Annotated in this window: 15 protein-coding genes; 6 read left to right on the top strand and 9 right to left on the bottom strand. The window is 57.7% G+C overall.

Features of this window, described 5'->3' with window-relative positions:
* Positions 1-13: 13 nt before the first annotated feature.
* The 4 genes from ACR0FB_RS12025 to ACR0FB_RS12040 all read right to left on the bottom strand — a co-directional run bounded on the left by ACR0FB_RS12025 (position 14) and on the right by ACR0FB_RS12040 (position 3,511).
* Complete coding sequence (locus tag ACR0FB_RS12025) at positions 14-1,387, bottom strand: type II and III secretion system protein family protein (protein WP_209834954.1); 1,374 nt, start codon at positions 1,385-1,387, stop codon at positions 14-16.
* Positions 1,388-1,580: 193 nt separating this feature from the next.
* On the bottom strand, positions 1,581-2,459 hold the full coding sequence (gene cpaB, locus ACR0FB_RS12030; protein WP_171724434.1) for a Flp pilus assembly protein CpaB: 879 nt from the start codon (positions 2,457-2,459) through the stop codon (positions 1,581-1,583).
* A 293-nt stretch (positions 2,460-2,752) separates the two neighbouring features.
* Positions 2,753-2,980 (bottom strand): hypothetical protein, encoded by a 228-nt coding sequence (locus ACR0FB_RS12035; protein WP_171724433.1) that lies wholly within the window; start codon positions 2,978-2,980, stop codon positions 2,753-2,755.
* 303 nt (positions 2,981-3,283) lie between these two features.
* The gene (locus tag ACR0FB_RS12040; RefSeq protein ID WP_171724432.1) at positions 3,284-3,511 is read right to left on the bottom strand and encodes a Flp family type IVb pilin; all 228 of its coding nucleotides are present in this window, start codon (positions 3,509-3,511) and stop codon (positions 3,284-3,286) included.
* 353 nt (positions 3,512-3,864) lie between these two features.
* Between ACR0FB_RS12040 and ACR0FB_RS12045 the strand changes: the two genes are divergently transcribed.
* The gene (locus ACR0FB_RS12045) at positions 3,865-4,731 is read left to right on the top strand and encodes a lytic transglycosylase domain-containing protein (protein ID WP_171636865.1); all 867 of its coding nucleotides are present in this window, start codon (positions 3,865-3,867) and stop codon (positions 4,729-4,731) included.
* 37 nt (positions 4,732-4,768) lie between these two features.
* On the opposite strand, the gene ACR0FB_RS12050 is transcribed toward ACR0FB_RS12045, so the two are convergent.
* Together ACR0FB_RS12050 and ACR0FB_RS12055 are read right to left on the bottom strand one after the other, a co-directional pair.
* The gene (locus ACR0FB_RS12050) at positions 4,769-5,395 is read right to left on the bottom strand and encodes a CoA transferase subunit B (protein WP_152457252.1); all 627 of its coding nucleotides are present in this window, start codon (positions 5,393-5,395) and stop codon (positions 4,769-4,771) included.
* Positions 5,395-6,099, bottom strand: coding sequence for a CoA transferase subunit A (locus ACR0FB_RS12055; RefSeq protein ID WP_480620787.1), 705 nt, complete (start codon positions 6,097-6,099; stop codon positions 5,395-5,397). The genes ACR0FB_RS12050 and ACR0FB_RS12055 overlap by 1 nt, the downstream gene beginning before the upstream one ends.
* A gap of 205 nt (positions 6,100-6,304) precedes the next feature.
* Between ACR0FB_RS12055 and ACR0FB_RS12060 the strand changes: the two genes are divergently transcribed.
* A complete protein-coding gene (locus ACR0FB_RS12060; RefSeq protein ID WP_480620789.1) occupies positions 6,305-6,640 on the top strand; it encodes a hypothetical protein in 336 nt (111 codons plus the stop codon).
* Positions 6,641-6,712: 72 nt separating this feature from the next.
* Here ACR0FB_RS12060 and topA read toward each other — a convergent pair whose 3' ends face one another.
* The 3 genes from topA to tldD all read right to left on the bottom strand — a co-directional run bounded on the left by topA (position 6,713) and on the right by tldD (position 12,292).
* Positions 6,713-9,340 carry a type I DNA topoisomerase gene (gene topA / locus ACR0FB_RS12065; protein ID WP_480620790.1) on the bottom strand — a complete coding sequence of 876 codons (2,628 nt, stop codon included), beginning with the start codon at positions 9,338-9,340 and terminating at the stop codon, positions 6,713-6,715.
* Between the two features lie 167 nt (positions 9,341-9,507).
* A complete protein-coding gene (gene dprA, locus ACR0FB_RS12070; RefSeq protein ID WP_480620792.1) occupies positions 9,508-10,632 on the bottom strand; it encodes a DNA-processing protein DprA in 1,125 nt (374 codons plus the stop codon).
* Positions 10,633-10,870: 238 nt separating this feature from the next.
* Positions 10,871-12,292, bottom strand: coding sequence for a metalloprotease TldD (gene tldD / locus ACR0FB_RS12075; protein ID WP_480620794.1), 1,422 nt, complete (start codon positions 12,290-12,292; stop codon positions 10,871-10,873).
* A 176-nt stretch (positions 12,293-12,468) separates the two neighbouring features.
* Here tldD and coxB point away from each other — a divergent pair, with 176 nt between their 5' ends.
* The 4 genes from coxB to ACR0FB_RS12095 all read left to right on the top strand — a co-directional run bounded on the left by coxB (position 12,469) and on the right by ACR0FB_RS12095 (position 15,152).
* Entirely contained in the window at positions 12,469-13,380 is a 912-nt protein-coding gene (coxB, locus tag ACR0FB_RS12080; RefSeq protein ID WP_171636878.1) for a cytochrome c oxidase subunit II, read from the top strand.
* Between the two features lie 88 nt (positions 13,381-13,468).
* Positions 13,469-14,419 (top strand): heme o synthase, encoded by a 951-nt coding sequence (gene cyoE, locus ACR0FB_RS12085; protein WP_171636880.1) that lies wholly within the window; start codon positions 13,469-13,471, stop codon positions 14,417-14,419.
* Entirely contained in the window at positions 14,416-14,577 is a 162-nt protein-coding gene (locus tag ACR0FB_RS12090) for a hypothetical protein (protein WP_162896804.1), read from the top strand. Before cyoE ends, ACR0FB_RS12090 begins: the two co-directional genes overlap by 4 nt.
* On the top strand, positions 14,577-15,152 hold the full coding sequence (locus ACR0FB_RS12095) for a cytochrome c oxidase assembly protein (protein ID WP_152457260.1): 576 nt from the start codon (positions 14,577-14,579) through the stop codon (positions 15,150-15,152). The genes ACR0FB_RS12090 and ACR0FB_RS12095 overlap by 1 nt, the downstream gene beginning before the upstream one ends.
* The last annotated feature ends 9 nt before the right edge of the window (positions 15,153-15,161 follow it).

Consider the following 15,161-nt stretch of genomic DNA (forward strand, 5'->3'; position numbering starts at 1 on the left):
CCTATCCTCCTGATCAATCTAGGACGTAGCCGTACGAGCTGCCGAAGCTCTGTTTGGCAACCTCAGACGCTCCGCCGGCGCCCGCGCGCTGTGTGCGCGCCACCCGACCGTTCACGAACAGGTCGAATTCGCTGGGCGGTTTGACCCGATCGGTTGGAAGCGCAAGAGTTTCGCCTCGAGTCGGTGAAACTAGATGCGCCGTGATGATGATGACAAGTTCACTTTGTTCACGCTGGTAATCAGCGCTGCGGAACAAGGACCCCAGAACCGGCACATCTCCCAGCCACGGCACTTGGTTGACTTGGTCCACAAAGTTGTCCTGAAGCAGTCCGGCGATGGCAAAGCTTTCCCCGTCGCGCAGTTCTATTGTGGTCTTGGCTTCCCGCACGATAAAGCTGGGAACGGTGTCTCCATTGATCGTGAAGTTGGTGCTGGTGTCGATGCTCGAAACCGAGGTGCCCATTTCCAGATTGATCAGGTCGCCGTCCACAACCCGAGGAATGAAGTTCATATTCACACCGAAGGGTTTGTACTCGATTGCCACGACACCGTCGTCTTGCGGCACCGGAATCGGAACTTCACCACCAGCCAGAAACGTTGCTTCCTGACCGGACAGGGCTGAAAGGTTCGGTTCGGCAAGGTTGCGAACAAGGCCCTTCGACTCGAGGGCTTGCAGAAGTAAGTTGACTTGTGCCGATCCGACCCCGAAGCCAAACAACAAGACACCATTTTCCACTGTGACAGGGGGAACAAGGTTCTGCGGATTGAAACCACCGACAAAATCAGTGCCCGTAACTGAAAGCGTTGAAGAAAGCTCTTTAGCGACCGAGCGGTTCATCTCGGCAAAGCGAACTTTCAGCATGACCTGCTGGACGCCACCCACAGACATCAGGTTCGATACACGTTCGGGCGCGTACCGTTCAGCCAATTCAAGTGCGCGGGCCAGTTTGGCCGAGCTGGAGATCGTACCGGACAAAACAATGCCATCATTCGCTGTGCGAACCTCGATGGGTTCATTGGGCAGGATTTGACGCAGACGTTCCTTGAATTCCGTAACATCTGGTGCGACCCGGACGCGGACATTGGCCAAAAGATTGCCTGCGCCGTCAAACAGTGTCAGCGTGGTCAGGCCCGGGGCCTTGCCCAGAACATAGATCGTGCGCTCGGACAACGATGAGATGTCTGCAATGCCGGCATTGGCAATGCTGAGCTCTGCGAAAGGTTGTTCGCTTTCCACAACAATCGCGCGGTTCATCGGAACTTCCAGCGTTTCCACTGTGCCCTTTTTTACCACGCGAAGGGATTCAGCCCAGGCGGCATCGCCGACCGGGCCCATAAAAAGCGACAACCCCAGCAGGGTTGCGCTGATCCAGGAACGTATTGTCATGTGACCTGCCTCTCCGATCACGCCTCGTTTTTTGGGTCTTATGCCCTATGTGCAAAGAGACTGCGCGAAATCCGAATTTATTGCAATAATCAATGGTTTCTGGAATTTTCCTTATGTGGAGAATTGGCAACAACAACAAGAAAAGAGCCGCATCTGAGATGCGGCTCCGATCTTGTAACACTCTGAATTGGCGTCAATTTGTACAAGGGATAGGCACGTTGACAATCTCGCCACCGCGTCTGATGCGCGTCGTGCAGACCTGTTCAACCTCTTCCTTCGGTTCCGGAGCGGCTGCCGTTATTCCAAGCAGTTTGCGCTGATCCACCTCGATTGCCGACGCAACAGAGTCATCCTGCACCCCAACAAGGGCCAGTGACAGCCGCCCGGTGTTCTGGGCCTGCGCGAGTGCTGCGACCTGTTCCGGCGTGGCTGCGACCGTGACTGTGCGTGCAATCGTTGCGCTTGCGACGTCCGAACCAGCGGTCTGGTCGACCGCGATGAGTTGAACATTGGTTTCGATCAGCTTGGTGATGCCGCCGGTGTTGCCCTCGATGGTGCCGCTTGATCCGGTCCAGTAGATGTCGACATTGTCGCCGGGACGCAGGAAGCCTGAAACACCAGAGGCCACGTCGACGCTGATTGCAAAGGCGCGCATACCTTTTTCAAGTCGAGATGTTAGGCCAGCCGATTCGCCTGGACGCGTGATCTTGACCTCCATAATCGCCTCGTCTTTTTCCATGGTTCTCAGAATATAACGCTCATTGGCGCCACTTTCGGGAAACAGGGCAGTGAGATCAGAGAACGTACCTTCGGGAATCGCGTTTTCCGGCCAGTCTACAGCGCGTACGTCTTCCTGCGTCAGGCGTTCACCGTATTTTAGAGGACGATTTGAAACGTAAACAGTTACCGTCGGAATGACATCGACTTTGGCATTGGCCAGCGCTTCTTCTGCCGCTTGTTTCTGCCGTGCCAGTTCGCTTTGATAAGCCGCAATATAGTTGCGCGCCATGTAAACGGCGCCCCCAGCCAGAGCAACGCCGACAATCAGGACAAGTCCGAATACCGCTCGCATACATGCACCTCTTTCTTATTTAGTCGGATACTAAGCGGCCAAAGGGCCACTTTGAAACAGCCCAAGCGTTAAATGTAAATTGTGTCGAAATGTGGGACAAAAATGTCTGCTTGTTAGATTCTGCGTCAGCTTTCGCACAATTCCGCAAAACGACTGCTGTCATTTCCTTACGGCAGGCCAGACGAAGAACAACGAAACAAACGCCGCGCCCCAAAAAGGCCGCCGCGTTTATTTGCCCTACACGTTCACCAACAAGCTCAGGAAAGTGGGTGAATGTGAAAACTCGCTGTGGTTCAGTTGGTTCCCGCTGTGACGAGACCGCCAGGCCCGGTGTTCGAGCCGGTGCTGACAACAGAGGAACTCATGGCTTGGTTGATGTTACCGCCGATACCATCAACACTTGAGCTGATGACGAGGTAGGTCGCGCCTGACAGACCGATCAATACTGCGGTCAAAACCACCCAGTCAACGGTCACCGCTCCTGCTTCGTCCGATTTGAACCGATTAAGGAACTTTAGCATCTACATATCTCCAATACGACAATTCAGTGTTTCCCGTAACGTCGCCCAACAGTGGTTCGTTCGGATGGCGGAAATCAGGCCAAAAGTTGATTTTGGTGAAGATATCTAAGATTCAGCACTTTTTCTCGTGTTCCTTATTGCGGTGAGACCTGAAAAGGGCGTGACTAATTCGGTGGCACTCGTGATGTGTCGGGCGGCGTCATGTCTATTAGCCTGTATTTTTGCCTCAGAAGTACCGGTACTTCTGAAACAAAAAAGACCGCGCCTGAAGGCGCGGTCTCGAAATCTTGCTAAACCAAAGGCTTAGTTGGTGCCTGCAGCTGTGATACCACCTGTTGCGGTGTTGCTGCCGGTGCTGATCGACGATGCTTGCAGAGCGGTGTTCACGTCTGTTGCCAGGCCGGTCGCGCCAGCCGAGATCTGCTGGTATGCAACGGCTGCCAGGCCGATGACTGCTGCGGTCAGAACAACCCAGTCAACTGTTACTGCGCCGTCTTCGTCTTTGCGGAAGTTCTTGATGAACTTGATCATGTTACGTCCCTCCTAAAGGATCAAAAAGAGTTTAACAAACCTCGGCGTTCTTCAGAGCTTTCTCTCTCAGGCCGCTCATGTCCGTCTCGGTATGGATTAATGTTTGCCTGTTGTGCGTGGCAGGAATTGGGCCAAACACAGATTTTTTTTCGTACGGCTTAACTTTTTGGTTATAGTTTTTATAATATATTGAAAATAAAAGATAAAAAAATCACAACGATTGAAGCAAAGGCCCTATAGCGATGCAAAATTGCGCCAAATGAGGCGAAACTGCCCCATTTCGCTTTGTTTTTCTGGCCTTGCGGGAAGATTCGGGGTTCAAATCGCCTAAAAAGAAAACATGAGGCAGGCAAATGAATCTCCGGAACGCACTTCAATGCGCCGGTGTGCTGGCGTTTCTGATATCGGGTACTGCATCCGTAAATGCGACCGAGACAGAGCCGCGCGGCGTATACAAGCGCGTCAAAGTCCCAAAACCCGGTGAACGTCCGCGTGTGACCGTGCAGATCACTCCGGAAGAACATGCAGCCAACCCTTCAGCGCCCAGCACGGGCACTGAACTGGTGGTGCCGGAAATCATCGCGCGTACCAAAGTCGCTCCGCTGCCGGCGCCCGGTGCGGAAGTCAAACGAGATCCCAAAGGATCGTACAAGGCTTTCTGGAACTTGATTTCACCGCACATTGATGAAGGTGGGGCCGGGCGGCTTGACGCGGCGATCAGCGCCCTGGCCGCAACCAACGTGAGATCACCGCGACTGCAATCGCTGCAAGATATCGCAAAGGAACGCGGGATCGATATCCTTCGTTCCACTGTGGGAACCAATGTTTCACCTGCGCTGGTGCTTGCGGTCATCTCGGTGGAATCGGCCGGGCGTACAGACGCGGTCAGTTCCGCAGGCGCGCAGGGGCTTATGCAGTTAATGCCCGCGACAGCGGCCAGATTCGGGGTAAAGGACAGCCTTAAGCCCTCTGAGAACATTGCGGGCGGTGTAAAATACCTCAACTGGCTGATGGAAGAGTTCGGGAATGATCCAATACTTGTATTGGCTGGATACAACGCAGGAGAGGGGGCCGTACGCAAACACAGCGGTGTGCCACCCTATGCTGAAACCCGGGACTACGTGCCAAAAGTCCTCGCCGCGTTTCAGATCGCGCGGGCTTTGTGCGCAACGCCGCCAGACCTGATTTCCGATGGCTGTGTTTTTCAGACTTCCAACTAACAAGGCCCGCCGTGATCCGGCGGGCCTTTCCATTTGATCAGGAAACGATTGTCGCTTCCGTTGCGGCGCGCAGCTCATCTTCGCTGACACCTTCCGCCAGTTCGACGATTTTCAGACCGCCTTCAACCACATCCAGCACACCAAGATTGGTGATAATGCGATCCACGACGCCCTTTCCGGTCAGTGGCAGGGTGCATTCCTTCAGGACCTTGCTGTCGCCGTGCTTGTTGGTGTGATCCATCACGACAATCACCCGGCCGACGCCTGCAACCAGGTCCATCGCGCCGCCCATGCCTTTCACCAGCTTGCCGGGGATCATCCAGTTTGCCAGATCGCCTTTTTCATCCACTTCCATGGCGCCCAGAATCGCCGCTGCGATCTTGCCGCCGCGGATCATGGCGAAGGACGTGGCACTGTCGAAATAGGCCGTGCGGGACAGTTCGGTGATCGTCTGCTTGCCTGCATTGATAAGGTCCGGGTCTTCTTCGCCCTCGAAGGGGAAGGGGCCCATGCCCAGCATGCCGTTTTCCGATTGCAGCGTGATGTCCTTGTCACCCACATAGTTTGCCACCAGCGTCGGGATCCCGATACCCAGGTTCACATACATGCCGTCTTCCAGTTCCTCTGCCGCGCGTGCGGCCATCTGATTGCGGTCCCAGGGCATTATGCTTCCTCCTTCTTGCGGGTGGTGCGCTGTTCGATGCGCTTTTCGTGTTCGCCCTGAATGATGCGATGCACATAGATACCGGGCAGGTGGATGCAGTCGGGGTCCAGCGAACCACGCGGAACGATCTCTTCCACTTCGGCCACGCAGATCTTGCCGCAGGTCGCGGCAGGAACGTTGAAATTACGGGCGGTCTTGCGGAAAACCAGATTGCCGGTGTCGTCAGCCTTCCAGGCTTTGACGATGGCCAGATCGGCAAAAATGCCTTCTTCCAGAATGTAGGTCTCGCCGTTGAAGTCCTTGTGCTCTTTCCCTTCGGCTATCACGGTGCCGACGCCGGTCTTGGTGTAGAAGCCCGGGATGCCCGCCCCACCGGCGCGCATCCGTTCGGCCAGTGTTCCCTGGGGGTTGAATTCCAGCTCCAGCTCACCGCTCAGATACTGGTGCATGAACTCGGCGTTTTCACCGACATACGAGCTGATCATCTTCTTGACCTGCTTGGTCTGCAACAGGATGCCGATTCCGAAATCGTCCACACCGGCATTGTTCGACGCAAAGCTCAGGTCTTTGACGCCCGAATCCCGGATGGCCTCAAGCAACAATTCCGGAATGCCGCACAGGCCAAACCCGCCTGCGGCAATCAGCATGCCATCCGACAGCAGCCCATCGAGCGCCTCGGTGGCATTGGCATAGACTTTCTTCATGGAAAACTCCCCCAATGACATGGTGATGGGCTGGTTGTGCCGTCGCGTCACAGGGAAGTCAATGAAACCGGAGGCTGGGTCGTATTTCTACCAATGGAAAAGGCCGTTGCAATTGATCGGGTGGCTCTGCATGTTCGCCGCACTTTTATAGGAGGTTGAAAACATGAAACGAATTTGGGTCTGAGCAACCGCAGCTGCTGCGCTTTTGGCTTTGTCAGCCTGTGAGCCTGATCAGGCGGCGGTACTTCAGCTCGATGGTAACAAGATCAAAGTTGTTGGTACTGGATATTCTGAGAAGTCTTCACTTGAATCTGCAATTTCAACCGCCAACGCACGGTGCGCACAGCAGGGCAAAGAGGCCTTCGTTCTGGCCAGCGATACCGGCTATCAGGGGGTGGACAAGAATGCAGCCCTGATCATCGATGTCCTGACGGCTGCTGCCCAGAACTCAGGCAGCGCACCCGGCTACTATCCTAGCTCAAGCAGCTCGGAAGACTGGCAGACGACGCTCGAAGTGCGGTGCGGCCCTCAGCCCAGGTAATTCGCTGACAGCCCCCCGCAATGCCGAAACGGCGATTGTGGGGGGCTTTTTCAACCCCGACCACCTGTCAGACTAGGTTGTTGCTTTCTTGGCGGTTGCTTTCTTTTTAGACGTGGCCTTCTTCTTGGTGCCTTTTTTGGCAGCGCGCTCGTTGACAAGCTCGATGGCCATTTCCTGCGTTACGTCCTCGGGTTTGATGTCCTTGGGGATCGTCGCGTTGATCTTTTCCCATTTCACATAAGGCCCATAGCGCCCGTCCAGAACCTGCATCGCGCCGCCATCGGGATGCTCACCCAACTCCTTCAGAGGTTTCGCCGCGGCCCGCCGTCCACGACCGGGGTTTGCCCGTTTTTCGGCCAGCAATTCAACGGCGCGGTTCATGCCGATCTCGAACACGTCACTGGGGTCTTTCAGATTGGCGTAGACCGGCTTTGCCTCCTCCGGCAGCTGATGCATCAGGTAGGGGCCGAACCGCCCGAAATTCGCGCTGATTATGCCGCCTTCGGGGTGTTCGCCGATCTGACGGGGCAGGGACAGAAGCGTCAGCGCCTTTTCCAGATCCATGTCATCCTTGCTCCACCCGCGCGGAAGGGATGCGCGCGGGGGCTTTTTGTTCTCGGGCGTGGGTTCGCCCCGCTGAACGTAAGGGCCGAACCGGCCGGACTTCAGCCAGATCTCATCCCCGCCATCTTCGCCCAGCAGCCTTTCGTCACCTTCCGCGCCTTCACCGGCAATCGGGCGCGTATAGGTACATTCCGGATAGTTCCCGCATCCGACGAACCCACCCGTACGAGAGGTCTTCAGGTGCAACTGACCGGTGCCGCATTTCGGGCAGATACGCGGATCGGACCCATCCTCGCGCGGCGGGTACAGCTGCGGAGCCAGAGCTTCGTCTAGCTTATCCAACACTTCCGAAATCCGGAGCTCGGAGGTCTCGCCAATCGCGGCTGAAAAATCACGCCAAAACTTGCCCAGCAGATCCTTGTAGTCGCGCTCCCCGGCGCTGACGTCATCCAGTTGCTCTTCCAGATTCGCGGTGAACTCGTAGCCAACATACTGGCGGAAGAAGTTCAGCAGGAAGATGGTGACGATCCGGCCCTTTTCCTCGGGGATTAGCCTGTTCTTGTCCTTGCGGACATATTCCCGATCCTGGATCGTCGTTACGATCGAGGCATAGGTAGATGGGCGCCCGATCCCCAGCTCTTCCATCCGTTTGACCAAAGTGGCCTCGGTATAGCGCGGGGGCGGTTGGGTATGGTGTTGAAGGGCCAGAACGGATTCGTTCTCGGACAGGATTGCTTCTTTCGCGATCTTGTCACCGCTGTCGCTGGTCGCCTTGGCAAACTGATCCTTCAGAGAGGCTTTGGCAAAACGGGCCGGATCGCCCTGCGTGATCTGTGGCAGGCGCTTTTCATCCTCGTCCGCGACGTCATCCCGGCCTTCTTCGTATACCCGCATGAACCCATCGAACATGACCACCTGGCCCGTGGCGCGAAGGCCGACCTGACCGTCGTCGCTGCCGATCTCGACGGTGGTGCGCTCCAAACGTGCGGCAGCCATCTGACAGGCGATGGTGCGTTTCCAGATCAGATCGTAAAGCTTGCGCTGATCTTCATCCGTGACCTTCAACGCCTTGGCATCGCGGGACATATCCGTCGGGCGGATACACTCGTGAGCTTCCTGAGCGTTCTTGGCCTTGTTCTTGTAGATGCGCGGGCTGTCCGGTACATATTCAGCACCATAGCGATCCGCGATTGTTTCGCGCGTGGCTGCTACGGCCTCAGGCGCCATGTCGATGCCGTCGGTCCGCATATAGGTAATGTACCCGGCCTCATAAAGCCGCTGCGCCACCTGCATTGCATGGCGCGCGCCCATGCCGAATTTGCGGCTGGCCTCCTGTTGCAGGGTCGAGGTCATGAACGGAGCGCTTGGGTTACGTGCGGCGGGTTTGGCCTCGACCGATGTCACGCTCAGCGCGCGGCTGGTGATCGCCTGAACCGCCAGCTCGGCCTGTGTCGCATTGGCCAAATCGTGCTTGTCCAGCTTCTTGCCGGCCAGCGTGACCAGACGCGCCTCATAGGTCTGCCCGCGCGGTGTCTCGAACAGCGCCCGAACCGACCAGTATTCCACCGGCTTGAATGCCTCGATTTCCATCTCGCGCTCGACGATCAGGCGCAGACAGACGGATTGCACGCGACCCGCCGATTTCGCACCCGGCAGTTTGCGCCACAAAACCGGAGACAGGTTGAACCCCACCAGATAATCCAGCGCGCGGCGGGCCAGATAGGCCTCGACCAACGGCATATCGACCTGACGCGGGTTCTGCATCGCCTCGGTCACGGCGTCCTTGGTGATGGCGTTGAAGGTGACGCGGCTGACGGGCGTATCCTTCTTGATCGAGCGGCGTTTGGTCAACGCCTCCTGTAGGTGCCAGCTGATTGCCTCGCCCTCGCGGTCGGGGTCAGTGGCGAGGATCAGCGCATTGTCTTCTTTCAACGCGTCGGCAATGGCCTTGACATGCTTGCGGCTGTCGTTCCCGACCTCCCATTTCATCGAGAAGTCATGTTCAGGATCGACCGATCCATCCTTTGGCGGCAGGTCCCGCACATGGCCGTAAGAGGCCAGAACCGTGTAGTCGGGGCCCAGGTATTTATTGATTGTTTTTGCTTTGGCCGGAGATTCTACAACAACTACGGGCATTTAAGGGGAAACCTCGCTCGACGAATTTGGCGCCTTCTATGGTGGTGCAAAATGTGTGGGGCAAGCGGGAATTGTCAATGCGTTCCTTTCGTCGGTGGAAAAGCGCCGTGATTTCAGTGCGCTATCACAAATCTTCAGAAACCGGGCACGCCGGAACGAGGGTACGATCAACTTGCCAGCGACAACAGACCTCCGGGCTGACGCTGGATTCGCCCATCAAGTTCAAGGTCGATCAGCGCCGGTCCAAGCTCACCGGCCGAGGCCGCGATATCCCGCAGCAATTGATCTTCGGCGATGGGCGAGGGGCCAAGCCGCGCGATGATTTGCTCGTGCAGGTCTCTTGCAGGACGCACGATTGGTTCCGAGGGCGGTTCGATTGGCCGGCAAATCAGGTCGTCCTGCCTCGGCAAGGCTTCAATAACGTCTTCAGCAGATCGGACAAGTGTGGCGCCGTCACGAATCAACAGATTGCAACCGGCGGCCCGCGCGTCGAACGGATGGCCGGGAACGGCCAGAACCTCGCGCCCCTGATCCAGTGCGTCCCGTGCCGTGATCAGACTGCCGGAATTGGCGGCTGCCTCGACGACGACAACCGCCTGCGCAAGCCCCGAAATGATCCGATTTCGGCGTGGAAAGTGCCGGGCCTGGGGTGTTACGCCCATCGGTTGTTCCGAAATCCGTAAGCCGCGGGACGCGATGTCATGGGCCAGTTCCGTGTTTTCGGCGGGATAGATCACATCAACGCCACCGGCCATGACCGCCACGGTGCCGGTCTCCAGCGCGGCCACATGTGCGGCTGTATCGATGCCACGCGCCAGGCCAGAGACGATTACGTGCCCCTTGCTGCCCAGTTCGGTGGCCAGGCCACGTGCCATCCGCGCGCCGAGCGAGGAACAGTTTCGCGCGCCGACCATCGCAATCGTTGGTTTTTGCAGCAGCGAAACGTCTCCGATCGCCCAAAGCAGCGGCGGGGCTTCGTTGAGTCCAGCCAGGGCCGCGGGGAATTCAGCGGACCCAAGGCACAAAAGCCGCGCTTTAGCGGCTTTTGCGGCCCTGAGTTCCGCCTCGATCACGCCGGGGGGGCAGGTTTCATACCCTTTTATACCGGCGGCGCGTGCCATTTCAGGCAGCGCGGCCAGCGCGTTCTGCGCTGAGCCATAATCGCGAAGCAGCCGACGAAATGTCGCCGGACCGACCTTGCGAGAACGCAACAGACGAAGCCACGAGAACCGGTCCTCTTCCGTGGTGGGTGGGAGTGGGGGGTGATTGGAAGAAAGCTGCTCTTCGGTCATCCGTTGCTCCGCCTTGTTGCAGAACTGGTTTACGGGACAGGCAGTTAACAGCTTGTGAATCGTCGAAAATTAGAACTGTTTTTTTGCAATTCTGTCAGAGAAAAGCATAGAACACATTGATAATAAGCAAAATAAATAATGCTCAGTCAGAAAGGGCGCTTTGGTCGCCTAAGGCAATTTTCGCGAAAAAAGAGACGCTGGGTTAACCCTGCGCCTCCGGGAATGCGCCGCTTCCGACTCAGGCGGCCGAACCACCGACAGTCAGCCCGTCCATCAGCACGGTCGGCTGGCCAACACCCACCGGCACCCATTGCCCGTCCTTGCCACAGGTTCCCATACCTGGGTCCAGCGCCATATCGTTGCCCAGCCCGCGGATGCGTTTCAAGGCCGACGCCCCGTCACCGATCAACGTGGCGCCCTTGACCGGCGCGCCGATTTTGCCGTTTACGACACGATATGCCTCGGTGCACGAGAAAACGAACTTGCCGTTGGTGATGTCCACCTGACCCCCGCCGAATCCAACGGCCCAGATGCCGTCCTTGATATCAGCCACCAGGGCCTGCGGGTCGGCTTCGCCACCCAGCATGATCGTGTTGGTCATGCGCGGCATGGGTTTGTGCGCATAGCTCTGCCGCCGCCCGTTACCCGTAGGAGCAACCCCCATCAGTCGCGCATTCTGGCGGTCCTGCATGTATCCGGTCAATATACCGTCTTCGATCAGCACCGTGCGCGCGCTGGGCGTGCCCTCATCATCCACGGTGATCGAGCCGCGACGATCAGCAATCGTGCCGTCATCCACCACGGTCACGCATTTCGAAGCAATCTGCTGCCCCATCAACCCGGCAAAGGCCGAGCTGCCCTTGCGGTTGAAGTCGCCTTCCAGGCCGTGGCCGATGGCCTCGTGCAGCAGGATGCCCGGCCAGCCGGGGCCAAGCGCGACCTCCATGACACCGGCCGGTGCAGGAACCGCGTCCAGGTTGACTAGTGCGATACGCAGGGCTTCGCGGGCCTTGGCCTGCCAGTCGGCGGGGTCGATCAACCCGCTCAGGCCAACCCGGCCACCACCACCGGCGGATCCGCTTTCGCGGCGTCCGTTCTGTTCGACAATGACCGACACGTTCACGCGGGTCATGGGGCGCACATCGCGGACCATCACACCATCGGGGCGCAGAATCTCGACCTCTTGCACGGCTGCCGCGATCGTGGCGCTGACCTGAACCACACGCGGGTCCAGATCGCGGGCGAAGGCGTCGATCTCACGCAATGTCTCGATCTTGACCGGGAAAGCGGCAGAATCAATCGGGTCTTCGTCCGTATAGAGGCGCGTATTGGTGGAGCGCGGAGCATCCGCCAAGACCCCGCCGCCATCCCCGACAGCCAGTCTTGCTGTTTCCGCCGCCCGTTTCAGGGCAGGAATCGAGACGTCTGTGGAATGCGCATATCCAGCCACTTCACCTTGTACGGCACGCAGCCCGAACCCTTCCGACGCATCGTAAGACGCGGTGCGCAGACGGCCGTCATCGAACACGAGAGACTCGGATTTTCGCCGCTCGACAAACAGCTCTCCGTCCTCGGCCCCGTCCGTGGCCGAGCGCAAAATGGCAAGCGCTTCATCGTGTGGTAGAGCGCTTTCAAACGGGCGAAACGGGGCGTCGGACATGGGTTGCGACCTTTCGGGTTTGATCCAGATCAAAAATAGCGTCTGTTTGACGCAAGCATTTTGCTTTATCTACCCGACGGAATATGGTTTTTAACGCGGCCAAAGACAACGGGAGAGGTGCGACCGATTCACACCTTTTCGCCAGGGACGCAAAGATCAAACGATCAGGACAGAACATGAAGAATGCTTTGATGCTTTCAGGGTTTATGACAGCCCTCTCCAGCCTTCCAGCCATGGCTCAGGAGCTTGAGATTATTGGCAAGCCGGTTGACGGCGGTATGGGCTTTCAGCCCGCGGCCACCAGCCTTGCCACGGGAATTCAGCGTCTGGACGGCATGATTCTGGTGATCATCACCGTCATCTGCCTGCTGGTTGCCGGCCTGCTGGTTTATTGCATCGTGCGTTACAACGAACGCGTAAACCCGAAACCGGCGCGTTTTTCGCACTATACCCCGGTTGAGATTGCCTGGACCCTTGGCCCGATCCTGATTCTGGTCTTCATCGGTGCGTTTTCGTTGCCGGTTCTGTTCAAACAGCAGGAAATTCCGGAAGGCGACATCACCATCAAAGTCGTGGGCAACCAGTGGTACTGGACCTATGAATATGTTGATCACGATTTTGCCTTCGACAGCTACCTGCTGGGCCATCCGGCCACTCTGGATGAGGGTGCGCGCCCGGCTGACGCCGACGTGACCCCGTTTGTTCTGGATGATGCCATGCGCGCCAAGCTGGCAGATGCGGGTTACAGCGAAGACGAATGGCTGCTGGCCACCGACACTGCCGTTGTTGTACCGGTTGGCAAGGTTGTCGTGATGCAGGTTACCGCATCTGACGTGATCCACTCCTGGACTATCCCGTCCTTCGGCGTGAAGCAGGATGGCGTGCCCGGGCGTCTAGCGGAACTTTGGTTCGAGGCCGAGAAGGAAGGCATCTATTTCGGTCAGTGTTCGGAACTCTGCGGCAAAGACCACGCTTATATGCCGATCACCGTGAAAGTCGTCAGCCAGGAAGCGTATGACCAGTGGCTGCAAGGTGCGATCGAAGAATATGCCGGTCTGCCGCAAAGCTATCAGGTTGCTTCGAACTGAGCACACTGAGGGCGGGTAAAAGCCCGCCTGACACGAAATGCAGGCTGTGCGGGCTGACCGCGCAGCTTTCGCCCCAGAAGGACCCGAGATGACCGACGCAAGCATCAATGCCAGCACAGCGACCGCCCACGCGGACGAGGCCAGCTTTGGCGATTACTTCGCCCTGCTGAAGCCGCGCGTGATGTCTCTGGTCGTGTTCACGGCGCTGGTCGGTCTGCTGGCGGCCCCGGTTCCGGTCCACCCCTTTGTCGGGTTCTGCGCCATTCTGTTCATCGCCATCGGTGGCGGTGCATCGGGTGCGCTGAACATGTGGTGGGATGCGGATATCGACAAGGTGATGAAACGCACCAAAGGTCGCCCGATCCCCTCCGGCAAGGTAGAGGAGGGTGAGGCGATGGCCATCGGCCTGACCCTGTCGGGCCTGTCGGTCATCATGCTGGGCCTTGCGACCAACTGGTTCGCAGGTGCGTTTCTGGGCTTCACAATCTTTTTCTATGTCGTTGTCTACACGATGTGGCTGAAGCGCTCGACCCCGCAGAACATCGTGATCGGTGGTGCGGCGGGCGCTTTCCCTCCGGTGATCGGCTGGGTGGCTGCTACCGGGTCCATGGAGGTTGAACCGTGGCTGATGTTCGCCCTGACCTTCATGTGGACACCGCCGCATTTCTGGGCACTCGCGCTGTTCATGCGCTCGGACTATGACGATGCGGGCGTGCCCATGCTGACAGTGACACATGGCCGCCGAGCAACGCGTGTGCACATTCTCGTCTATACGGCCCTGCTGGCGATACTGGCGGTGGGAACTGCGTTCTCTGGCATCGGTGGCCCCATCTATCTGACCGTGGCTTTGGTGTTGAACGCGTTGTTCCTGCGCGGCGCCTGGCAAATTTCGCGTCGGACCGAGGACGACTCGGAGGCCGATAATTTCAAGGTCGAACGCAGCTTTTTCAAGCTTTCGCTGCTCTACCTCTTCCTGCATTTCGGCGCTATTCTGGCCGAAGCCTTGCTGAAACCCTATGGTTTGGGAGGATGGTCATGAGCCTGCGCAAAAGCCATGAACTGCATCAGCGTCGGTTCAGCCGCAATCTGGGCGTCGGCCTGACGCTGGCTGCCTTTATCGTGATCATTTTCGGCCTGACGATCGTCAAGGTCTCGGGTACTGACTTCAACATGGCCACGCAGGAGGTCCAGAACTGATGGCTTTGTCTGGTCCACAGAAAACGGTCGCTCAAACCGTGGGTGTGGTTGTCCTGATGGGTAGCCTGGCCTGGGCGGCGGTACCATTCTACGACTGGTTCTGCCGCGTGACCGGATTTGGCGGTACAACCGGTGTGGCCGAAGCCGCCCCCGAAGACATTCTGGACCGCACGGTCACCGTACGGTTTGATGCGTCCAAGGCCAAAAACATGGCCTGGGAATTCAAACCGGTCGTTCGCGAGATGGAAGTGCGCATCGGCGAGACCGGACTGGCTTTCTATGAGGCCTACAACCCAACGGATCGTCCAATAGCGGGTCAGGCCTCATACAATGTGGCACCCTATTCGGCGGGCGGGTATTTTCAAAAAATTGCCTGTTTCTGCTTTGAAGAGCAGGTGCTGCAACCCGGCGAGCGGGTAGAGATGCCGGTGACCTTCTTCGTCGATCCTGAAATGGTCGAAGATCTTGAAGCAAAGTATGTTCATACGATCACGCTGTCGTATACATTCTACGAAATTGACCTGCCAGAGGGCTATGCCGCCCTTGAAGCGCAGGCAGAAACAAACACGAACTAACGCCTGTAG

The sequence above is a fragment of the Ruegeria sp. P10 genome (genome assembly GCF_056534925.1).